Origin of the sequence: Caldicellulosiruptor hydrothermalis 108 (assembly GCF_000166355.1) — a bacterium.
GTDB lineage: Bacteria > Bacillota > Thermoanaerobacteria > Caldicellulosiruptorales > Caldicellulosiruptoraceae > Caldicellulosiruptor > Caldicellulosiruptor hydrothermalis.
Genome location: NC_014652.1, coordinates 935,166 through 955,366, shown reverse-complemented (window position 1 = coordinate 955,366; position 20,201 = coordinate 935,166). Strand labels below are relative to the sequence as shown.

The following is a 20,201-nucleotide window of genomic DNA, read 5'->3' as shown; positions in this document are numbered from 1 at the left end:
AAAAATCACTCCCGTGAAAGCTTTTTTTCAAGCTCTCTTATTTTATCCCTTATTCTTGCAGCCTTTTCATACTCCTCATTCTTTATAGCAACATTGAGTTCTATTTTGAGCCTGTCAATTTCTCTTTTTATTGCTATATCTTCGCCCATCTTTGTAGGGATTTTACCAACATGTTTTGTGTTGCCGTGAATCCTGCGGAAAATGGGATAGAGCTTTTCTGAAAAGGAGCTGTAGCACATAGCACAGCCAAACCTGCCAGCTCTTCTAAACTCGTCAAACGTCATACCACAACCCTTGCATGTAAGAGCAACCTCAAAAGAAGGTTTCAAAACTTGGGTTCCAAAAGCTGGCTCCAGTATTCCTGCCAAAAAGTTTGTTACAGAAAATGGTGCATCGAACTCTATACTGCCTTTTTGCTTTGCACAAACTTCGCAAAGATGCATCTCTGTTTTAACTCCGTTTATAATCTGGGTATAGTGTACAGTTGCCGGTCTTTTCCCGCAATTTTCGCAAAGCATGATACCTCACCGTCCTTTAAAAAGAAAAGCTTCTTCTCATTTAAATATTACCCATTCATAAGAGAAATTATCATTGCTTTTAGAATTAACATTCTGAGCGTATCTTTCAATGGCTGGTTCACCGGTAGTGTCTTGTCATTGAGCGCAGCTTTCATTATATTTGCTTCTCTTTTTGATATCACACCATTTTCAAGTAAACACTCAACAATTTCGTTTGCCTGGTGCTGACTTACAGGTGAGTTTATATTGTTCAGAATATTTTCAAGCAAGTTAGAAGAATTTTCAAACTTGACCTTTACAATTCTAATAGAGCCACCACCGCCACGTTTGCTTTCAATGTAATACCCTCTTTCAATAGTAAACCTGGTGGAAAGCACATAATTTATCTGAGATGGTGCACAGTTGAAAAAGTTTGCAAGCTCATTTCTCTGAATTTCAACCTCACCATCTTTTTTTTCAATCAGGTCCTTTATGAACTCCTCAATGATGTCAGAAAGCCTTGGCATAAAAATTCCACCCCGCTTCAACCTTAGCTGACTTTGACTATCTTTGACCTTGCAAATATATTTTAATATATTTTTTTTGTAAATGCAATATATTTTTTATTGTTAAGATGTAACAAATATATTATAATCATTTGTATAAAGTGCTCGCATGAAAGGAAAGAAAAAGGTTGAACCTCAAAAAGGTAGCACATGTAGCTTTTTTAATCATTTTAGCGTTATTTTCCTTCTTCATATCCATGCATACAAGCAAAAACTTCTTTTCAGCTATAATTTTAAAACAAAATCATACTTACCTTCAAGAAGAAAGGCTTAAGATTTTTGAAAAGCCAAAACCTTCACACAACCAAAAATTAGTCAAAACCAGTTTAAATAAAAACGATAGGGTCAAAAATCCTGTTGAAACTCAAAGCAAAGATGTACAAGCTGAAAAGCAAGCAAAAAATGAAAAAATCATTTATCTTACCATTGATGATGGACCATCACCTGTCACCCCTTCCATACTTGAAATCTTGGAAAAAGAGAAAGTTAAAGCCACATTTTTTGTTGTAGGTATAAATTGTATAAAGTACCCACAATACTTAAAGGAAATTTATCAGAAAGGCCATTTGATAGGAAATCATTCATATTCTCACAGGTATAATAACATATATAAAGATTTTAATCATTTTGTTGAGGACTTCAAAAAGGCGCAAGATACTATATACAAAATCATAGGAATAAAACCCAAATACTATAGATTTCCTGGTGGGTCTTTAAGCAGAGTTTCACCTCAAATTAAAAAGTTCCTTGACGCAAACGGTATAGTGTATGTCGATTGGAATGCAATTACTGGCGACTCAATAAAAAATCATGAAAATCTTACACCCAATCAAATACTAAAAATTACAATTTCGACAGCTAATAAAAAAAATGAAGTTGTACTTCTGATGCATGACAGCTCTTCTAAAAAGAATGCGATAGAAGCTCTGCCAAGTATAATCAGAACTTTCAAAAAACAGAGATACAGATTTGAAACAATTGACAAGATGCAAAAACCCCTTCAGTTTAAAACAAAAGCCGCATCACACTGATGCGGCTTTTAACTTCCCCATTTTATTTAAACCTGCAGTGGTTATCTTGCTGCCTTTATCTTGGAGAAACAATCACTGCAGTATATGGGTCTGTCGTTTCTGGGCCTGAATGGAACCTTTGTCTCTTTCCCACACGCACTGCACACTGCATCGTAAAGTTCACGTCTTTGGCCCTGTCTGGAATCTCTTCTTTGCATAGCCTTTCTCTGGTCTCTACACTCTTTGCACCTTGTTGGTTCGTTCTTGAACCCCTTCTGCGCGTAAAATTCCTGTTCACCTGCTGTGAACACAAACTCTCTTCCGCAATCCTTGCAAACTAAAACCTTGTCTTGATACATTCTAAAATTCCCCTCACTTCATGGATTTAGATTTTTCTGACGCCCATTGTTCCTTTGCCGAACAACCAACGTCTTCTTAATTATAACCCCATTTTAGCATTTTGTAAATAGCAAATTAAAAATTTTTTTACTCCTCTTCTTCCTCCTGCAATGAAGCCTTAGCTGCCTCTATTACCTTTTGGGCAATATGGCTCGGCACCTCTTCATACCTTGCAAACTCCATGGAAAAATATCCTCTCCCCTGTGTCATGGACCTGAGGTCTGTTGCGTATTTGAACATCTCAGCAAGAGGAACTTCTGCCAAAATCTCTTCTAAGTGATTGTCAAGCGGCTGCATACCCAGAACTCTTCCTCTTCGCCTGTTCAAATCCCCCATAATATCACCTGTGTAGTCTTGTGGAACTACAACCTTCACGCTCATGATAGGCTCTAAAAGCACCGGGTTTGCCTGCGCAAGACCTTTTTTGAAGGCTAAAGATGTTGCAACTTTGAACGCAAGCTCTGATGAGTCAACTGGATGGTATGACCCGTCAACCAAGGTAGCTTTCAAATTCATAACAGGATAACCTGCAAGTACACCCTTTTTAATACACTCTCTCAGTCCCTTTTCAACAGCGGGAATGTATTGTTTTGGAACAGCACCGCCAAATATCTTCTCTTCAAAAACTAAGTCTTCTTCCGGGCTTGGTTCAAATTCAATAAACACATGCCCGTACTGGCCATGTCCACCTGTTTGTTTTTTGTACTTTCCTTCGCTCTTTACCTTTTTTCTGATAGTCTCTCGATAGGGAACTTTTGGGTCAGACAAGACAACCGAGACGCCAAACTTGTTTTTAAGCTTGCTGACGATCACATCTATGTGCATCTCACCAATACCATAGATGATGTTTTGACCAGTTTCATTGTTTTTTTCTATCCTAAAAGTAAGGTCCTCTTCCATAAGCCTGTGAAGACCGTTTGAGATCTTTTCTTCATCGCCTTTTGTCTTTGGCTCAATCGCAAGCATGAGCCAGGGACGTGGAAAATCAATCTCTTGAAGCTTGACAGGTCTTGACTGTTCGCACAGGGTGGAGTTTGTCAAAGTAGATTGTAGCTTTGTCACAACACCAATGTCACCTGCAACAAGCTCAGATACAGGAATCTGCTTTTTGCCTCTTATCATAAAGATCTGTGAAATCTTTTCAGGCTTTTCTGACATGGTATTAAGCAAGGTCATCTCCGGCTTTAGAACGCCGCTTACCACTTTCAGATATGAAATCCTGCCAACAAACGGGTCAGCAACTGTTTTGAATACAAAAGCACAGACAGGTTGGTTCTTGTCAACTTTTATATTTAATTCATTTCCATTTTTCGTATCCTTTGCTTTATACTGCTTTGCATCGGTTGCGGGCAAGAGTCTGCAGATGCTGTCCAGAAGCTCTTTAACACCAAGACCCTTTGCAGCACACCCGCACAGTATTGGAAAGACTGACCTTTGTTTTATCCCTTCGCTAAGTCCCCTGTAGATTTCATCCTCAGAGATTTCTTCACCTGCAAAATACTTTTCCATCAGACTCTCATCATTTTCGACCGAATCCTCTATAAGACGATTCCTTATCTCTTCAATTTTATCACTCAACCCGCTCGGAATTTCTACTTCCTTTGCGGTGTTATCTTCATACCTGTAAGCCCTTTTTGAAATCACATCAACAAAGCCAACAAACCTTCCATTTTCCATTATTGGATACTGAATCGGGATTGCTTTTGGTGTTAAAACTTGATTAATTCTATCTACTACTTTTTCGAAATTGGCATTTTCCTCATCCATCTTGTTGACAAATATGAGCACTGGAAGATTATGCTTTTGAGCAAGCTCCCATGCCTTCTCTGACCCAACCTGCACACCTGTTTTTGCACCGATTACCAACACTGCAGAGTCAGCTGCATAAAGCGCTTCACATACCTCTCCAACAAAGTCAAAGTATCCCGGCGTGTCAAGAATGTTTATCTTGCAGTCCCGCCACTCAAGAGGCTCTACTGTCATTGAAATTGAAATTCGCCTTTTTATCTCTTCCGGGTCAAAGTCTGAGGTGGTTGTACCATCTTCTATCCTTCCCATTCTGTCAATACATTTTGCGGCAAATAACATACTCTCTGTGAGGATTGTTTTTCCATCCCCCCCGTGACCAAGTAAAACCACATTTTTTATATACTGCGGAGCATAGTCTTTCATACAGGCATTCCCCCTTGTAACTTAAAAGATTTAAATTTGTGTACGATAAATAAGATATTCTACAATGATTTTAAAAATCCTTTTGCTACTTTGCTAATCTTTTCAGAAAAAATTTGAAAAGGTATGCTTAGCAGAAGTTTAAAATGTGTTAGAATATATAAATCTTATTGACGTGCCAAAAAATGTTGCTGTAAAATTTTATACAGGAGACTTTTTAGTCTTATTTTAAAAAAACAAAGGGGTTTTATAACACATGAAAAAAGTGACAATTGATCAGCTTGAAGAGGGTATGAAACTTGCGCGAGATGTGTTTACTGAAAACGGCAAGCTTTTGCTTCCAGAAGGGTTTATCATAAAACCTTCATTTATTCAAAAGCTTAGAGAACACAACATCGACAGCGTCTATGTGGAAGATGAAAATGTCGAAAATTATGTAAAAGAAGAGATCATATATCATGAGACTTTTGTTGCCATTCAGGACCTGATGCTGTCTGCAAAGGCAGGAGAAATTGTTGACCCATTTGTTGCCAAAGAAATAGTAAACGACATTGTAGCGCAAATAATTGAAGAAGAGGATGTGTTCTTGAGAATAGTTGGATTTAGAGATGTTGACAACTATACATACTTTCACTCTGTAGATGTTAGTATTTTTGCCGCCATAATTGGAAAGCTTTTAGAACTTGATAGAAAACAAATAGAAGATTTGGCTTTGGCAGCACTTTTGCACGATTTTGGCAAAATGAAAATTCCCCATGAGATATTAAATAAACCTGCAAAGCTTACTGATGAAGAGTTTGAAGAGATGAAAAAACACACAATATATGGATATCAAATTGTAAAAAACATGGATGGTGTTTCTGAACAGATTGCAGAAGTGGCACTTTTGCACCATGAAAGACTTGATGGGTCTGGTTATCCTCTCAAACTCAAAGGCGATAAAATACCCTTGTTTGCAAGAATTGTGGCAATTGCGGATGTGTACGATGCCATTACTGCAGACAGAGTGTACAAAAAGAAAATAGTGCCAACAAAGGCGGCAGATTATCTTACAAAGTATGCGGGCATTCATTTTGACAAGGACATTGTTCAAAAGTTTTTAAAGATGGTGGTAAAATATCCAGTGGGTTGCTTTGTTGTACTAAATACGGGTGAGATCGCAATTGTGTACGAAGAAAATCCTTTCAACAAGACAAAACCAATCGTGAAAGTTGTTGCAAGAAAAGAAGGTCCACCTGTGCTCATTCCTTATTTTGTGGACCTCTCTCAAGATCCTAAAAGGGAAATTATTGATGTAATTAACTATTAACTTTTTTTGCTTACAAGACTTATATAAGGAACAGCATTTTCGCGATAAGACGACACTATTCCTTTTTGCAGTTTAAAGTAGCCGCATGAGGCAATCATAGCTGCATTGTCTGTACAGTACTTAAATTCCGGCACAAAAAATTCAATATTGTGCTCAGCACACTTTTTATAAAATTCGCTTCTTAGTCTTGAGTTTGCAGCAACGCCACCGGCAACTGCTATTTTTCTTATATTTGTCTCAAGTGAAAGATTGATTGTTTTTTCTACAAGTATGCTCACCACTGTTTTTTGGAAGGACGCAGCAACATCTTCTATTTTAAATTCTTCGCTTTTCTGCCAAAGCCCATGAACATGGTTTATCACGGCAGATTTCAATCCGCTGAAACTAAAATTGTACCCATCAACATCAGCAACAGGATATTTGTATTTGTCCTCATCACCCTGCTTTGCGATTTTGTCTATGGCCGGACCGCCAGGATATCCAAGCCCCAAGTACCTTGCAATCTTATCAAAAGCCTCGCCTGCCGCATCATCTCTTGTTTTTCCAACCACTTCATACTCTTCAAAATCTTTTAAAATAATTAGATTAGTATGCCCTCCAGAGACCACAAGAACAATCAATGGAGGTGTAAGTTGAGGGTATGTTATAAAATTGGCATAAATATGCCCTTCAATGTGATTCACAGCAACAAACGGAAGCCTTTTGGCATAGCTTAGTGCCTTTGCAAACGAAAGCCCCACAAGAAGCGAACCTACAAGCCCAGGCCCATACGTTGCAGCAATACCATCAATATCGTGTATGGTCAAACCTGCCTGTTTGAACGCCATATCAACAACGTATGAAATCTTTTCAACATGCTTGCGAGAAGCTATCTCTGGCACAACACCACCAAATTGATGATGGATGTCAATCTGAGAGTATATCACATTTGACAGAACTTTTCTTCCATCTTCTACAATTGCAGCAGAAGTTTCATCGCATGATGTCTCGATCCCAAGCACAAGCATCTTTTGTTCTCAGCTCCTTACTTAGAAAAACTTTGACACTCTTTTATTATACCAAATTCTCATAGAATTTTAATTTTTCCTATTACATATTTTTGATATAATAGATTAGTCTAAAACATTTTCAAGAGGAGGTCATAAGTTTGACGGCATTTCAGGCAATCTTCTTAGGAATATTGCAGGGGCTTGGAGAATTCTTGCCAATTTCAAGCTCTGCACACCTGATAATCTTCCCATGGCTCTTTGGCTGGAAAGAACATTCACTTGTATTTGATGTCGCTTTGCATCTTGGAACACTCTTGGCAGTACTTGTGTATTTCTGGAAGGATTACTTGGATATCGTGGTACAAGGAATTGCAAAGCCAAAGTCAGAAAAAGGAAAATTGCTTTGGTTCATAATAGTTGCAACAATTCCGGGTGCACTTTTTGGATACTTTTTTGAAAATATTGTAGAAGAAGTTTTCAGAAAACAATATCTTTTGATTGCAATTGTACTTGCAGTGTTCGGTTTTATCTTGTACTATGTAGACTCAATTGCAAAAAATAAAATAGAACTTTTAAAAATGAATGTGTATCACGCAGCCTTAATTGGTGTCTCGCAGGCATTTGCCCTTTTCCCCGGAATTTCGCGATCTGGCATAACAATGACAACAGGACTTTTGCTTGGTCTTAAAAAAGAAGCTGCAGCTAAATTTTCGTTTTTGATGTCAGCACCCATTATACTTGGTGCAGGAGCTGTGTCGCTTTTAAAAAACATCAATCATGTGGTTGCTGAGTTTTCAAACTTTGCAATTGGTTTTTTTACATCTGCTATAGTAGGTTTTCTGGCAATTCATTTTTTGCTTGGTATTGTCAAAAAAAGCGGTTTTAAAATTTTTGCTTATTACAGATTTTTATTGGCTGCAGTCATTTTAGCCTTCTATCTTTTAAAAGCAGTGTAGATAAGCTCAGCATTGCTATAATGCCAAGACCGATGTATCCCATGAGAGAGTAAAGTTTTCTCAGCAGCTCCTGAAACTCATTAAAGCCCAAAATAAGCGAAACGGCGATAATCACAAACTCAGCTTTTGGATTTTTGATAGAATAGGAAAGCCCCATGTAGTTTGCAAGAGTAGTTGTGAGTATTTCTAAAAATGCACATGTAACAAGGACAAACTGCAAAATAATACTCTTTTCAACTTTCAAAAGAGGCATCTGGGAAGTTTGAATATTGCCATTTGAAAGTAACAAGGTATTAATAATCAAAAGTAGTAAAAAAGTTAGTATGGTCGAAATAGCTATTGATGTTTTAATCTCTTGTTTACAAAATCTTTCTTCAAGACTATTTATTACAGGAAAGGCAAGTAACGAATTGTAAGTGGAGTAAAGTAGAGGGAATATGAGATTATGAAAAGCATCTTTTGATAAATGGAATTTTAAATTTTCAAATTGAAATAGTATCGCATTTTTATGCATAGATTTCAAAAAAACAAAAGTAATTGTTGTAATTAAAATGCTAACCACAATCTTATTTAAATTTACAATTGCTACCAAGCCATGCTTATATATTGCAAAGCTTAAGACAAAACAAAGTAAAGTAAACATATATTTATTTGCACCCAAAAATTCTCTTCCTAACTGACCAAATGCAGAAAACATAACTATTAGTGTTATTACAGAAAAGAGCAAGATGTAAGATTTGAATATCATTAAAATTATTCTGCTTTTAATTCTGATGTTCACAAGGTAAAGTAAAATTAGAAATATCAAAATGGAAGAAAAGCTGATATATAAAAAACTTTTTTCTTTGAACTGAGAGAAAAAATAGAAAATCTCCTGACCGGTAGAAAAACCAGCGCCTATTATTGACCCAAGGATTGTTGAAACAATTGCAAAAATTCTTCCCTTGTGCAATGGTTCTCCTGCTACCTTCACATATTTCTCAAATTACATGATATTTAAATTCAAAATATTATATGAAAGAATTCTGGAGGAAGAAAAAATGGAGTTTATAAAACAGATATTTATATCAATTGCTGAATACCTCTCTCAGTTTGGTCATTTAGGTATATTCATAGGAATGACGCTTGAGTCTGCCTGCATTCCAATACCCTCTGAGGTCATCCTGCCGCTTGGCGGGTACCTCGTATACAAAGGAATTGGAAGTGTACTTTCCATGACCATTGTTGCAACCTTGGGTTGTTTAGCTGGCTCTGTAATAGCCTATGTAGTAGGGTACTTTGGCGGAAGGCCATTTATACTCAAATACGGTAAATACTTTTTTATATCAAAGCACGATTTTGAGAGGGCAGAAAAATTCTTTCAGAAAAAGGGAGAAATTACTATATTTGTGAGCAGGCTTCTGCCTGTTATAAGAACATTCATCTCGCTTCCTGCTGGTATTGCAAAGATGAACTTTGTAAAGTTTTGTATCTACACCGTCCTTGGGTCATTTCCTTGGTCTCTGGTTTTTGTCTATCTCGGAAAAAAGCTTGGCGATAATTGGAAGTCAATTGAAGAGCATTTAAAAGGCTTCGACTATCTTATATTAGCCTTAATAATTGCTGCAATTGTGGGTTATGTTGTCTATAAAATCTTCAAAGGCAAAAAGTCAGCTGAGGTTGAATAAATATAAATGTTGATGTATAATTATTAAAAACTTTTAAGTGAGGGGCTAAAATTATGAAAATAGATGAAATAATCTCTTATGATTCACAGTACTATGTCAACGTGTTTGGCAGTCGAATACCACTTGCTTTTGAAAGAGGAGAAGGATGCGTTCTTTATGACAGCCAAAACAAAGAATACCTTGATTTTATCTCTGGAATTTCTGTGTGCAATTTGGGGCACAGCCACCCAAAATTTGTTGCTGCCTTGAAAGACCAGATTGAAAAGCTTATACACACATCAAGCCTGTTTTACATTGAACCTCAAGCACTTTTGGCAAAAAGACTTGCTAAAGTTTCTAAATTTGACAAAGTATTTTTCTGTAATTCTGGCGCTGAGGCTAACGAGGCTGCAATAAAGCTTGTAAGAAACTACTTTTTCAAAAAAGGTCTTTCAAAATACAAAATCATCACACTTGAAAATTCGTTCCATGGAAGAACACTTGCAACAACTGCTGCAACAGGCCAAAAGAAATATCAAAAGCCCTTTGAACCAATGCCAGAAGGATTTATAAACGTTGAGGCAGACATTGAAAAGATAAAAAATGCTATAGACGACAAAACAGCAGCAGTTATGATTGAACTTGTTCAGGCAGAAGGCGGAATAAAGGTTCTTTCAAAAGAGTTTGTACAAAAGCTTTTTAGCCTTTGCAAAGAACACGGGCTTTTGTTTGTAATTGACGAGGTCCAGACAGGTATTGGAAGGTGCGGCAGTCTTTTTTGTTTTGAGCAGTATGATATAACACCTGACATAATTACTCTTGCAAAAGGGCTTGGAAATGGTGTGCCGATTGGAGCTATGCTTTGTAAAAAAGAGGTTGCTACATTTGAACCAGGTGAGCACGGCTCAACTTTTGGTGGAAATTTGCTTGCAACAAGAGCAGCTTTAGAGGTGTTGAGAATAATTGAAGAAGAAAATATAATTGAAAATGTAAACAAAATGGGGGATTATTTAAGACAAAAGCTTCTTGAGCTAAAAGAACAATTCGATTTTATTGTGGATGTCAGAGGTTTGGGACTTTTAATAGGTGTTGAGTTTTCTTTCCCTGTGAAAGAGCTTGTAAAAGAGTTAGCTCTAGCCGGGCTTTTGACAAGCAGTTGCGGAGGTGGAAATGTCATAAGATTTGCTCCACCTTTGATTGTTCAAAAAACTCACATAGATAAAGCTTTGGAAATCTTCAAAGACGTGGTGAAAAGATATGCTGACATGGGAAGAGCTTGAAAATGCGTGTCTTTCATGTGAAAAATGCCCTATTTCCAAAAATCGCACAAACGTTGTGGTGGGTGATGGGAACAAAAACGCAAAGCTTGTATTTGTAGGCGAAGCACCGGGCGAGGAAGAAGACAAGCAAGGGAAACCGTTTGTAGGAAGAGCAGGAAAGTTTTTGGACTTGGCTTTGACTTCTCTGGAGCTTTCAAGAGAAAAAGATTTTTATATCTGCAACATTTTAAAGTGTAGACCCCCAAACAACCGCGTGCCAACAGAGGTAGAGGCTCAAAACTGCTTGCCTTTTTTGAGAGCCCAGATAAAACTCATCTCTCCAAAAATAATTGTCTGTCTTGGTGCAACAGCTATGAAATATATTCTTGGCAAAGACCTTAAAATCACTCAAGACAGGGGAAAGTGGTTTGAAAAAGGTAATTTTTTGATTATGGCTACATACCATCCAGCAGCACTTTTAAGAGACCCGGGCAAAAGAGAGGATTTTTACAGGGATTTGAAAAGTGTGAAGGAAAGGCTGGAGAAGATAGCGACAAAACCATAAAAAAAGAGCCGACCAAAAGGATGGTCGGCTCAAAATGTATTTTAGGAGTTCGAGGGGTTATGAGGATAGAGGGATTTTCTATTTTCTATTCCCCGCAGACCTTTCTTCATTTATCAAAAAGCTTGTTACAAAACAATTAAAGCACCTGACTTCTCGCCAGGTGCCTACAGTCAAAGAAAATAAAGTGAGTGTTTGCTCCTTTCACTCAACCAACTTTTACTCACTCTTCTTTGACATATGTTTCGGCAGCCTGGCGACCATAGGAAGCTGTACTTCCGACAGGCCCATGGCTTTGCGCCCCTGCCTTTCGACAGGTTTGCCTTTGTCGACATATGTCTTTATTTTCTAATTTACCATTTTACTTTGTTTAGAAAATTCTCTTTTATTATAATACTTAATTCCAACACAAATTGCAATGGTTTTTGACTCCTCTATTAACATTAATATCTTATTTAACTACAAAATGACGTGCAATGATAAACAAATTCACATCTCGAGGCAAAAAAGTAACTGTAGGATTACTAATTACAGGTGGCTGAACATTTTCTATTTTTATTATGTTCTTGCTCAATAAATAGTCTATAAGTGGTTGAGGCATTCTAACATACTCGATATTTAAGTTACCTCCATTGAACTGAAGAGACCCATTTGCTATTAAAACTCCATCCAAATGGTTTTGATCTGGTGGTACATTGATTCCACTTTTTGTAATAACGAAAATCTGAACATTAGAATGTGGATTGTTAGGTTTATTCTTGTTAAATATTTCATTTATGTCATTACTATTCTGTCCTGTAGACACAAGTGAATAATAATTTGCTCCGTTAATATCTTTTTTGTCTTCCACAATGTTATCAAGTCTAATCCAATTAGTTGGAAATGTATTCTTCTTTATTTCCTCTATAATCGCGGGAATAGTGGGATAAGGAATTTGAAAATTTACATTTGGATTTTGAACAAACAAATTCCGAATACCTGAGGGTATATTTTGGGGAATACTTCTGCACTCAATTTTATCTGAAACTCTTATATTCGTTCCTGAATTTAAATTAGAAATAGTAATCGTTCCACTACAAACAATTTTCTTTACGTTTAGCTTTACTTCTCCATCTATTTTTAAGTTATTACAATAGAGCACAGTATCAGGAGCATCAATAGTTGCAGATGAACCAATAATATCCAGATTGTTAGCATATACAACTGTTCCGACATCTGCAGACAGAATACCATCATTTCTTATTTCTATATCTCCTCCAAAAAGCTTAGAATTTGATTTCAAGACCATTTTGTCAGTCCAGATATTTAATTTATTAAAATATGCAAATTCATTTATAGTGACTAAATTGCTGCTCCCATTTCTAATATCCAATGTATCACAAAACAATGCATTTGCTACTATTTCATCTTTTCCACTAAGAGAGATAGTCCCATCCGAGAAAAGAAGAGAGTTTGATTCAAGTCTATTGTTGTTTCCATTAAAAGTTATCCCATTTTTTGTGTACATCAAATTGTTAACTACTACCTTATTGTTTCCTCCAAAGATAAAACTTCCATTTTTCACAATAATGTTATCAGCCTTAATAGTATAATCTCCTGGTCTATTGTTGTCACTTCGAAGTGTTATATCGCTACTGCTGTACATATTTCGTGTGGTAACCGTTATGTTATTGTTAAATATGATTTTGTCACTGCTAAAAAGGCCATAAGTGGTAAAATCAAATATATTGCTATCCCACGCTAACAAATAGGGTAATAAAGTGTCTGGGGATGAAGAATTAGAAACAATCTCGACTTTTTCAAATGGGGAAGGAATTGTAAATACACATCTTTCTACCCTCTTTGTTTTCGTAGTAGAATCTAAAGCTTCAACTTCTAAAATATATGAATTTCCTGATCTGGAAAAAGATATATTGCTAATATATTCACAACTTTGTCTTGCCAGCAAAATAAGTTCAGATACATTTGAAACTTGAACTGAACTATTATCTGCGAGTTTCATATCAATTCCAATTCTGTTACCTCTGTTTTCAAAAAAATCAGCTATATAGCTATTGAAAGTATTTAAATAATCATTTTCAAAACTATCACCCGTGTAAATCAACCTTCCAGTTGAATCAAAAAACTGAGCATATGTAAGCCTTTTTGCTTGAGCAATCGCTTTGCTAATATAAAACAGAATATATTCCATCGCACTATCTGCAGCAGTTGAAGTTTGTGTCTTGTTTATTGTCTCTTTACTATGTATTAACGAGGTGAGGGCAAGTTCCATCGTGCCTGCAACAAGAAGAAGCAATACAGTAAAAAAAACTATCACAATTATTAATGCTGACCCTTTGCTGGAGCTTCTTATAAAGTTTTTCATCATTGATTCACCCTAATAAAATATGTAAGTGACTTGATATTATTATTGTTTTTATCTAATATTTCTAAATCAACTTTTTTAAGTTCTTCTCGGTAATTATAAACATCTTGTGTCACTTCAAAATTATCATAGTTTGAAACTTCATATATTATCCTGTACACCACATTTCCGTTATTATCTTTTACATTAACAGAATTTTGACCAACAAATGATGGATTTATATCTTTCAAGAAATGCACTACTTCTTCAATCGTTTTATTCAAAACTTTTGCTAATTCAAAGTTTTTCTCTGTTTTTATGTTAGCATTTAGTATTTGCTGCAACAAGTTTCCTATCGGAATTAACAAAATATAAATTATAGCCACTACAACTATTACTTCTATAAGTGTAAAACCACTTTGTTTCATTTTGTACTTCTCCTTTACAAAAACTCCTAACCCTGTCTATTTAAAAATATTATTTTTCCCCGTAACTATATTTGGAAATGAAAGTTCTCTCTTTTTCGCAAATCTGTCTTCGTAACCATAAAACTTAATTTCAAAATCTGCCACTATTTTATCTTCAGAATTTATCAATGTGAAAGAATCTATAGAGTAAAGAGGATAAAAAAACTTCTGCATTTCAAAAAGCTTCTTAAAATCCTCATATTTCATTCTCCATGTTTGATGAGAAGAAAAATAAAAAATATCATCAAATTCATTACCAAAGGAATTGTTCAACTTTTGTTTTTGAGAAATAGAATAATCGGAGATTTCCACATTAAATTGTTGTGCTAATCTTTGGAGATCTAAAAGAGTAAACATCTGATCTTGGTTAGGGGGAAGTCTTTTGTTCAATTCTTCACTACTTAGATTTAATTTTGTGTTCTCTTCTTTTTTATAGACAATTAACTGTGAGCTTAGAATATTCAATTCATCTTCAAGTTGTTGTTTTCTGATTTTTAAAGTGTAAATTTCCTGACTATATTTTCTTACATAAAAGTTATAATAAGTGAAAGCCAAAATTATCATAACCAAGATTAATAAAAGTTTCTTATCTCTATCTTTTAATCCCACTAATAACCCCTTCCTTATTGTATTTTTGCTTTTACTGAGATGAGTTTCCAATCACCTTCGCTTCTTATATTTGAAAATGAAACATTAGTAAATACGCTACTGGTTCTAATACCCACAACAAATTTAAAAAGTGACTCTACTGAATTGCTTCTAACAACACAATTAATTTCTCCTTTAGAGAAACTCAAACTGTCAAATACTACATCTTGCGGCGTAATTTTTTCTAACTCATTTAAGATTTTTAATACATTTTTATGCTCTTCTAATTTTAAATTTACAAACTTTTCTTTTAATTTTAACAATTTCACTTCTGCCGCTGCATTTTTTATTACCAGCGTATCCTTTTGTTTTTCGCTTTTTAAGAGTTCTAATGTCTTTATTTCATTCTTTATAATCTTAATTTTTGTGATGTATCCAAAAGAGATGATACAAAATAATACAACTTCTAATATTAAAATGGCAACAAATATCCTCAGCATTTTTTCTCTTTTTCGTGTTTCGTACTGATATGCCCGCAGTAAATTTATATCTTTATAACTTCTTTTTTTCAAAAACTTCCTCTCCTTCATGTCAATAACCCACCAATAGCTGTTACAATCGAACACTGATTTAATTCTTCTAAGCTATTTGCTGTGTCTATAACATTTAGATTTTCCAAGTATATTGCATTGCTGTTAATTCTTGCTTTCATTAGTTCCCTCATATCCATTTTTTTGCACAACTCACCTGTTAAATAAATATTAGAAAGTGTCTCATTTGCGTGTCTTCTTATTTTAAAAAATTCATAGAACTTTGCAACATTTTCTACTACCTCACTAAGCATATAACCGTAATAAGTGAAGAGTACTTCTTCTGACATATCCTCAGACCTGAAAATCCTTTCAAGCTGATAAAATGGAAACGTCTTTGCTAACAGCAGCTTTTCTCCCTTACAAATTACAACAGTTACATAGTACCGCATCAAATTCACAATCATAAAGGTATTCTCAGTAGCTGTTTCTTCTTTCAAAGTTCCTCTTTCCCTACTCACTACCCGCCATAACGCATTTGACTCTAAATCAATCTTTTTCACTCTCAAGTGTAATCTTTCAGACACATTTATAATCCCCTCTATAATTTTCTTGGGAACTGCCACCATTAAAATATGTTGCTTTTTTGTTTTTCCTTCCTTAAAAAAAGAAAGCTGTTTATAATCAACTACGAAATTCTCTACATTTACAGGAAAACTTTGCTTTGCCTCAAATTTCAAAAGTGAATAGGTCTTATCTGGTGAAAGAGCAGGAATTACCATTTCTCTTATTAGAATGTTTGCAATTCCAGAAAGCACTATTGTAACGTTGTTTTTAGAAAAATTATTGTTTACAATCCCTTCTCCTAACAACTTGTAAAGAATATCTTCTTCCACCCTTGAATCATCCCTAATAAAATCATCATCCGATTCGATTTCAAAGACTTTACTAATTAAAATTTTCTTATTAACAGTTCCTTCTAAAATTTTTATATAGTTTTTTCCTATCTCAATGGTAATTTTTTTGCTCATGTTTATATTGCCTCACTTTGATACTCTAATTTCTAATCAGTACGTCGATAATAAGTAATCTCGTATTTCTGCACTTTTTTAGGACTAAATTTAATTTCATAAGTAATCAAAACTAAATTACCATTTTCAATAACAGAAAAATACTCTACCTTTTTCTCTAAATAAATTGAAGAAGAAACCTCTCTGCCAGCTTCATCATATTTATGAATACTTATTTTCTTTTGAACACCATCATATTGGAGTACAATTCTATATTTTAAGAAAATATTCTGAGCTAAGTCATATTCATAAACATTCATCTCAACTCTTTTGCTGTACGGAAAACATTCGATAGACTTTTGATCAGCCATCTGGAACCATTGTTTTATATCTTCTTGGAGTCTTTTAGCTTGAAGAGATACTTCTATATTCTCATCTTGGTTATGTAGAAATTTATTTGTGTTCATAAAAAAATCATATATAACCACTATCACAATAAACAAAATTGTAACACTGACTAAAACCTCTATTAATGTAAAGCCCAAGGCTCTTTTCTTCATTCTATCAAGACACTTCCTGGAGGTATTTCTTTAATAATAATCTTTCTTTTGAATGTAGAATGCCCTTTCCCTTTTATTTCAATCACCGTATCTCCCTGCGTAGGAGAATAAGAGCTTAAGAAAATTGTAGTCTCACTATCTGCCTCAGAAATGCAATATCGAAGCCTATTATCATACGTAATAACAGTTAATCTCTGAGTCGAAACTTTGTTACTTTCGAGTACTACTTTCCGACTTACCAACGTCTTAAGAATTTTTATTTGATTACCTTCATCTCTTTTAATGAATTTAACTTCAAGGTATTTTTCTCCATTATCGTTTTCTTTGGCCCAATTGTTTATTACAACAAAATACTTATAATATGCCAATTCACTTTCTATTTTACCATACATTTGTGTTATCATAGAAGCAATTTCTTTAGTAACTCTATCAATCTCTGCTTTTTCACTAAATAACAAATAATTGGGAATTGCAATTGACAACAATACGACCAAAATTGAGATTACAATTATCATTTCAATCAATGTAAATGCTCTACAATTACCTTTCATGTTAAACCACATTACTTCTTTATTTTTTCTCATGTTTAGGATTATTTTTTACAATATATGCTGCAGCAGTAATTGCTGCAATTATGTCAACTTCAAATTGTTCCTTTAAGGACTCTATTTTTGTGTAAAGCTCTCCCTCTTCTGTTGCCACATATCTTGGTGGAAGCCTGTTTAAAGTCAGGGCAAATATATCTGTCTTGCATTTTTCACATTTGCACACATCTATATCTTTCAACACTCTATCAAATAACATTAAAACAGCTTCTTCCATATAGTTTTTTACTTTATACACAAATTTCTCCCCTCTCAACATATTTTTACAAAAATAAACCAAGATACCATTTCACAATATGATCACCAAATATAAGAGTTAAATATATAGACATAGCTATAAAAGGAGCAAACGGAATTTGTGCTTTTACTGTTTTTCTTTTAAGAAGTAATAAAAGAACACCATATATTGCCCCTATTACAAAGCTCAAAAAATTAACAACAACTGCCTTTCCAAAATCAAAACCAACTCCGCCTGCAAACAATAGTAAAACATCACCAAACCCCATTGCTCTTCCTCGAGAGGATAGATATATCAACAAAACCAAGGAACTTGAATAGATTCCGCCAAGAATTAAGTGTTTTATGTTTATCAAAGAAAAACCTTTGTCTAAAAAGTATAACAATGAGGAAAGTACAAAAAGTATTAATATGGAAAGATTAGATATCTCAAGTGTATCCACATCCACAAATGAGATATATATCAATACAAATCCTATGAAATACGCTATCCATGTCCTGACACTAAAACCAAACTTGCTGTAGGCACTAATTGCACATAGCAAGGATAAAATTTCAACTATAGGATACCTTAATGGAATCTTCTCATGACAAGCCCTGCATCTACCTTTTAAAATGATAAAACTCAAAACAGGGATTAAATCATATGGCTTTATTCTTGTTTTACAATTAGGACAATGAGAGGGGGGATATACAATCGACTCCCCCCGTGGTATTCTATATATGCAAACGTTTAGGAAGCTGCCAAGGACAAGGGTCCAAATTAAAAACATTATGCGACACATATTGTCTAACCACATCTTATTATTTTTCACTGGTTATAAGGTTGCTCTGGATTTGGATATATTTCATCTACTTTATCGTCAGTCAAAGATGAAGAATCTTTATATACTCCAACGTGAACAGTTTCATTTTGGTATTTGTAACAAAAGCCTTTATAGTCCGAAGAATATTTTGGTTTTGGTACTCCCCCACTTAGATATGGGACTATAAATGTATCTTCTTCTATTGATTTCCAGTTAGTAGAGAGCTTGCTGGCATCTCCACCATCTGCTACATATTGTTGAATAGCCATTGCTATATTCCTTGCATTTGCTAAGTCAGCACTAATTTTGGCTCTATTGATTTGTTTTACTGCCTGGGGAACAGCTATTCCTACAAGTATTGCAATTATTGCAACTACTACAATCATTTCAATTAATGTAAAACCTTCATTCTTCCCATTAATTTTTTTAATAAACCATCTCAACATTTTATCTCCCTCCTCTTTTTTTTAAAACCTCTTCATATAGTTACACTTCCATACAACCTAAACAATGGCAAAATAATTGATATCACTAAAAAACCTACCATCAAAGCAAGAAAGATAATCATCAACGGTTCAAACAAAGCGGTCAGTCTTGTTATCTGATTTTCAACCTCATTTTCGTAAAAGTCAGCCGCTTTTTCGAGCATATACTCGAGCCTACCTGTTTCTTCACCGGTTCTTAGCATAACCGATACAAGTGGAGGAAATATTTTTAGCTCACTTATTGGTTGTGACAATCCCTCTCCCCCTCTAACTCTCTCAATCACCCCCTCGAACGCCTTTTCAATATAAGCATTGGAAATTACTCTTTTTGTAGTATCTAAAGCGGTTAACAAGTTAACACCAGCACCTAAAAGTGTTGCCAGTGTCCTTGTAAACCTGCTTGTAGCTTGACCTAAAATAATACTTTTAATAAGGGGAATTTTGAGTTTGAAACTATCAATAAAAACGGCTCCTCGTTGAAACTTTCTGAACATTTTGTATCCTATGTAACCAAGAACAATTGCACTTAATATATATATAAGGTTTCTCTTTAAAAAAACTCCTAAATTTATTATAAAAAGAGTTATCGATGGAAGTTGCACATTTAATTGTGCAAAAATTTCGACAAATGCTGGTATTACAAAAATAAGTAAAAACAAAAATACAAGTGATGCAACACTTATGACAATCACTGGATATATCAAAGCATTTACTATCTTCTGCTTCAATTTCATTTCTTTTTCAAAATGTATTGCCATTTTATCCATTGCCGTATCCAATGAACCACTCAACTCTCCAGCTTCAACCATGTGTATCAGAATAGACGGAAAAATATCGCGGTGCTCATGCATAGCAGATGAAAGAGGATTTCCTTTACTTACCTCCTCATACAAGTCATTTAAAACTTTGCCAAAATATTTGCCTCTATTCTGTGTTCTCAATACATCGAGGCAATTCAAGACTGATATTCCTGCCATCAACATTGTAGCAAATTGTCTGCAGAAAATAAAGAGCTCTTTTGTACTTATTCTCTTTTTGACTCTTAAATTAATTTCTTTTTCTAATAAACCTTTTTCTTGTAAGTCAATAACAAAAACTTCTCTGCTTTTAAGAATTTTCAGAGCTGCATTTATATCTTCGGCCATAATTGTTCCCTTAGTTAATTTTCCGTTTTTATCTAATATTTTGTAAACAAACTCGCCCATAT

23 protein-coding genes and 1 riboswitch are annotated in these 20,201 nt (G+C 34.7%); of the genes, 6 read left to right on the top strand and 17 right to left on the bottom strand.

Translation table 11 applies throughout. From position 1 onward, the window contains the following. Positions 1 to 5: 5 nt before the first annotated feature. Together CALHY_RS04635 and CALHY_RS04630 are read right to left on the bottom strand one after the other, a co-directional pair. Complete coding sequence (locus CALHY_RS04635) at positions 6 to 518, bottom strand: UvrB/UvrC motif-containing protein (protein WP_013402844.1); 513 nt, start codon at positions 516 to 518, stop codon at positions 6 to 8. A 47-nt stretch (positions 519 to 565) separates the two neighbouring features. Further along, complete coding sequence (locus tag CALHY_RS04630; RefSeq protein ID WP_013402843.1) at positions 566 to 1,024, bottom strand: CtsR family transcriptional regulator; 459 nt, start codon at positions 1,022 to 1,024, stop codon at positions 566 to 568. Between the two features lie 167 nt (positions 1,025 to 1,191). Here CALHY_RS04630 and CALHY_RS04625 point away from each other — a divergent pair, with 167 nt between their 5' ends. Further along, positions 1,192 to 2,094, top strand: coding sequence for a polysaccharide deacetylase family protein (locus CALHY_RS04625; RefSeq protein WP_013402842.1), 903 nt, complete (start codon positions 1,192 to 1,194; stop codon positions 2,092 to 2,094). 41 nt (positions 2,095 to 2,135) lie between these two features. Here the strand turns inward: CALHY_RS04625 and CALHY_RS04620 are convergent, their stop codons facing one another. Both CALHY_RS04620 and fusA read right to left on the bottom strand, forming a co-directional pair. Then, a complete protein-coding gene (locus CALHY_RS04620) occupies positions 2,136 to 2,432 on the bottom strand; it encodes a zinc-ribbon domain containing protein (protein ID WP_013402841.1) in 297 nt (98 codons plus the stop codon). A gap of 127 nt (positions 2,433 to 2,559) precedes the next feature. Beyond that, the gene (gene fusA / locus CALHY_RS04615; RefSeq protein ID WP_013402840.1) at positions 2,560 to 4,644 is read right to left on the bottom strand and encodes an elongation factor G; all 2,085 of its coding nucleotides are present in this window, start codon (positions 4,642 to 4,644) and stop codon (positions 2,560 to 2,562) included. Positions 4,645 to 4,897: 253 nt separating this feature from the next. Here fusA and CALHY_RS04610 point away from each other — a divergent pair, with 253 nt between their 5' ends. Beyond that, entirely contained in the window at positions 4,898 to 5,950 is a 1,053-nt protein-coding gene (locus tag CALHY_RS04610) for an HD-GYP domain-containing protein (RefSeq protein ID WP_013402839.1), read from the top strand. On the opposite strand, the gene tsaD is transcribed toward CALHY_RS04610, so the two are convergent. Further along, the gene (tsaD, locus tag CALHY_RS04605; RefSeq protein WP_013402838.1) at positions 5,947 to 6,957 is read right to left on the bottom strand and encodes a tRNA (adenosine(37)-N6)-threonylcarbamoyltransferase complex transferase subunit TsaD; all 1,011 of its coding nucleotides are present in this window, start codon (positions 6,955 to 6,957) and stop codon (positions 5,947 to 5,949) included. The two genes, CALHY_RS04610 and tsaD, sit on opposite strands and share 4 nt — an antisense overlap. A 140-nt stretch (positions 6,958 to 7,097) precedes the next feature. Between tsaD and uppP the strand changes: the two genes are divergently transcribed. Continuing rightward, on the top strand, positions 7,098 to 7,895 hold the full coding sequence (gene uppP, locus CALHY_RS04600) for an undecaprenyl-diphosphatase UppP (RefSeq protein ID WP_013402837.1): 798 nt from the start codon (positions 7,098 to 7,100) through the stop codon (positions 7,893 to 7,895). Here uppP and CALHY_RS04595 read toward each other — a convergent pair. Beyond that, positions 7,861 to 8,847, bottom strand: a complete 987-nt coding sequence (locus tag CALHY_RS04595; RefSeq protein ID WP_013402836.1) for a hypothetical protein — start codon at positions 8,845 to 8,847, stop codon at positions 7,861 to 7,863. The two genes, uppP and CALHY_RS04595, sit on opposite strands and share 35 nt — an antisense overlap. Before the next feature lie 88 nt (positions 8,848 to 8,935). On the opposite strand from CALHY_RS04595, the gene CALHY_RS04590 reads away from it, so the two are divergent. From CALHY_RS04590 to CALHY_RS04580, 3 genes are read left to right on the top strand one after another with little or no spacing between them, the layout of a single operon-like run. Then, entirely contained in the window at positions 8,936 to 9,562 is a 627-nt protein-coding gene (locus tag CALHY_RS04590; RefSeq protein WP_013402835.1) for a DedA family protein, read from the top strand. Between the two features lie 53 nt (positions 9,563 to 9,615). Beyond that, positions 9,616 to 10,821: an aspartate aminotransferase family protein gene (locus CALHY_RS04585; protein WP_013402834.1), complete on the top strand. Its 1,206-nt coding sequence runs from the start codon at positions 9,616 to 9,618 to the stop codon at positions 10,819 to 10,821. Beyond that, positions 10,799 to 11,365: a uracil-DNA glycosylase gene (locus CALHY_RS04580; protein WP_013402833.1), complete on the top strand. Its 567-nt coding sequence runs from the start codon at positions 10,799 to 10,801 to the stop codon at positions 11,363 to 11,365. The genes CALHY_RS04585 and CALHY_RS04580 overlap by 23 nt, the downstream gene beginning before the upstream one ends. A gap of 241 nt (positions 11,366 to 11,606) precedes the next feature. Beyond that, positions 11,607 to 11,696, bottom strand: a riboswitch (cyclic di-GMP riboswitch). Between the two features lie 117 nt (positions 11,697 to 11,813). On the opposite strand, the gene CALHY_RS04575 is transcribed toward CALHY_RS04580, so the two are convergent. Genes CALHY_RS04575 through CALHY_RS04525 form a run of 11 tightly spaced genes read right to left on the bottom strand, consistent with a single transcriptional unit; the run spans position 11,814 to position 20,199 of the window. Further along, entirely contained in the window at positions 11,814 to 13,727 is a 1,914-nt protein-coding gene (locus tag CALHY_RS04575; RefSeq protein WP_041723111.1) for a tapirin, read from the bottom strand. Beyond that, the gene (locus tag CALHY_RS04570) at positions 13,727 to 14,134 is read right to left on the bottom strand and encodes a prepilin-type N-terminal cleavage/methylation domain-containing protein (RefSeq protein WP_013402831.1); all 408 of its coding nucleotides are present in this window, start codon (positions 14,132 to 14,134) and stop codon (positions 13,727 to 13,729) included. Before CALHY_RS04570 ends, CALHY_RS04575 begins: the two co-directional genes overlap by 1 nt. A 36-nt stretch (positions 14,135 to 14,170) precedes the next feature. Further along, the gene (locus CALHY_RS04565) at positions 14,171 to 14,782 is read right to left on the bottom strand and encodes a hypothetical protein (protein WP_013402830.1); all 612 of its coding nucleotides are present in this window, start codon (positions 14,780 to 14,782) and stop codon (positions 14,171 to 14,173) included. Between the two features lie 14 nt (positions 14,783 to 14,796). Continuing rightward, the gene (locus tag CALHY_RS04560) at positions 14,797 to 15,333 is read right to left on the bottom strand and encodes a PilN domain-containing protein (RefSeq protein ID WP_158304226.1); all 537 of its coding nucleotides are present in this window, start codon (positions 15,331 to 15,333) and stop codon (positions 14,797 to 14,799) included. A gap of 14 nt (positions 15,334 to 15,347) precedes the next feature. After that, on the bottom strand, positions 15,348 to 16,322 hold the full coding sequence (gene pilM / locus CALHY_RS04555) for a pilus assembly protein PilM (RefSeq protein ID WP_013402828.1): 975 nt from the start codon (positions 16,320 to 16,322) through the stop codon (positions 15,348 to 15,350). Positions 16,323 to 16,354: 32 nt separating this feature from the next. Then, entirely contained in the window at positions 16,355 to 16,861 is a 507-nt protein-coding gene (locus CALHY_RS04550; protein ID WP_013402827.1) for a PilW family protein, read from the bottom strand. After that, positions 16,858 to 17,445, bottom strand: a complete 588-nt coding sequence (locus CALHY_RS04545) for a pilus assembly FimT family protein (RefSeq protein WP_041723110.1) — start codon at positions 17,443 to 17,445, stop codon at positions 16,858 to 16,860. The genes CALHY_RS04550 and CALHY_RS04545 overlap by 4 nt, the downstream gene beginning before the upstream one ends. Further along, the gene (locus CALHY_RS04540; protein ID WP_013402825.1) at positions 17,432 to 17,704 is read right to left on the bottom strand and encodes a late competence development ComFB family protein; all 273 of its coding nucleotides are present in this window, start codon (positions 17,702 to 17,704) and stop codon (positions 17,432 to 17,434) included. The genes CALHY_RS04545 and CALHY_RS04540 overlap by 14 nt, the downstream gene beginning before the upstream one ends. A 25-nt stretch (positions 17,705 to 17,729) precedes the next feature. Next, complete coding sequence (locus tag CALHY_RS04535) at positions 17,730 to 18,476, bottom strand: prepilin peptidase (RefSeq protein WP_238524584.1); 747 nt, start codon at positions 18,474 to 18,476, stop codon at positions 17,730 to 17,732. Between the two features lie 38 nt (positions 18,477 to 18,514). Further along, positions 18,515 to 18,955: a type II secretion system protein gene (locus tag CALHY_RS04530; RefSeq protein ID WP_013402823.1), complete on the bottom strand. Its 441-nt coding sequence runs from the start codon at positions 18,953 to 18,955 to the stop codon at positions 18,515 to 18,517. Positions 18,956 to 18,987: 32 nt separating this feature from the next. Further along, positions 18,988 to 20,199: a type II secretion system F family protein gene (locus CALHY_RS04525; RefSeq protein ID WP_013402822.1), complete on the bottom strand. Its 1,212-nt coding sequence runs from the start codon at positions 20,197 to 20,199 to the stop codon at positions 18,988 to 18,990. Positions 20,200 to 20,201: the final 2 nt, after the last annotated feature.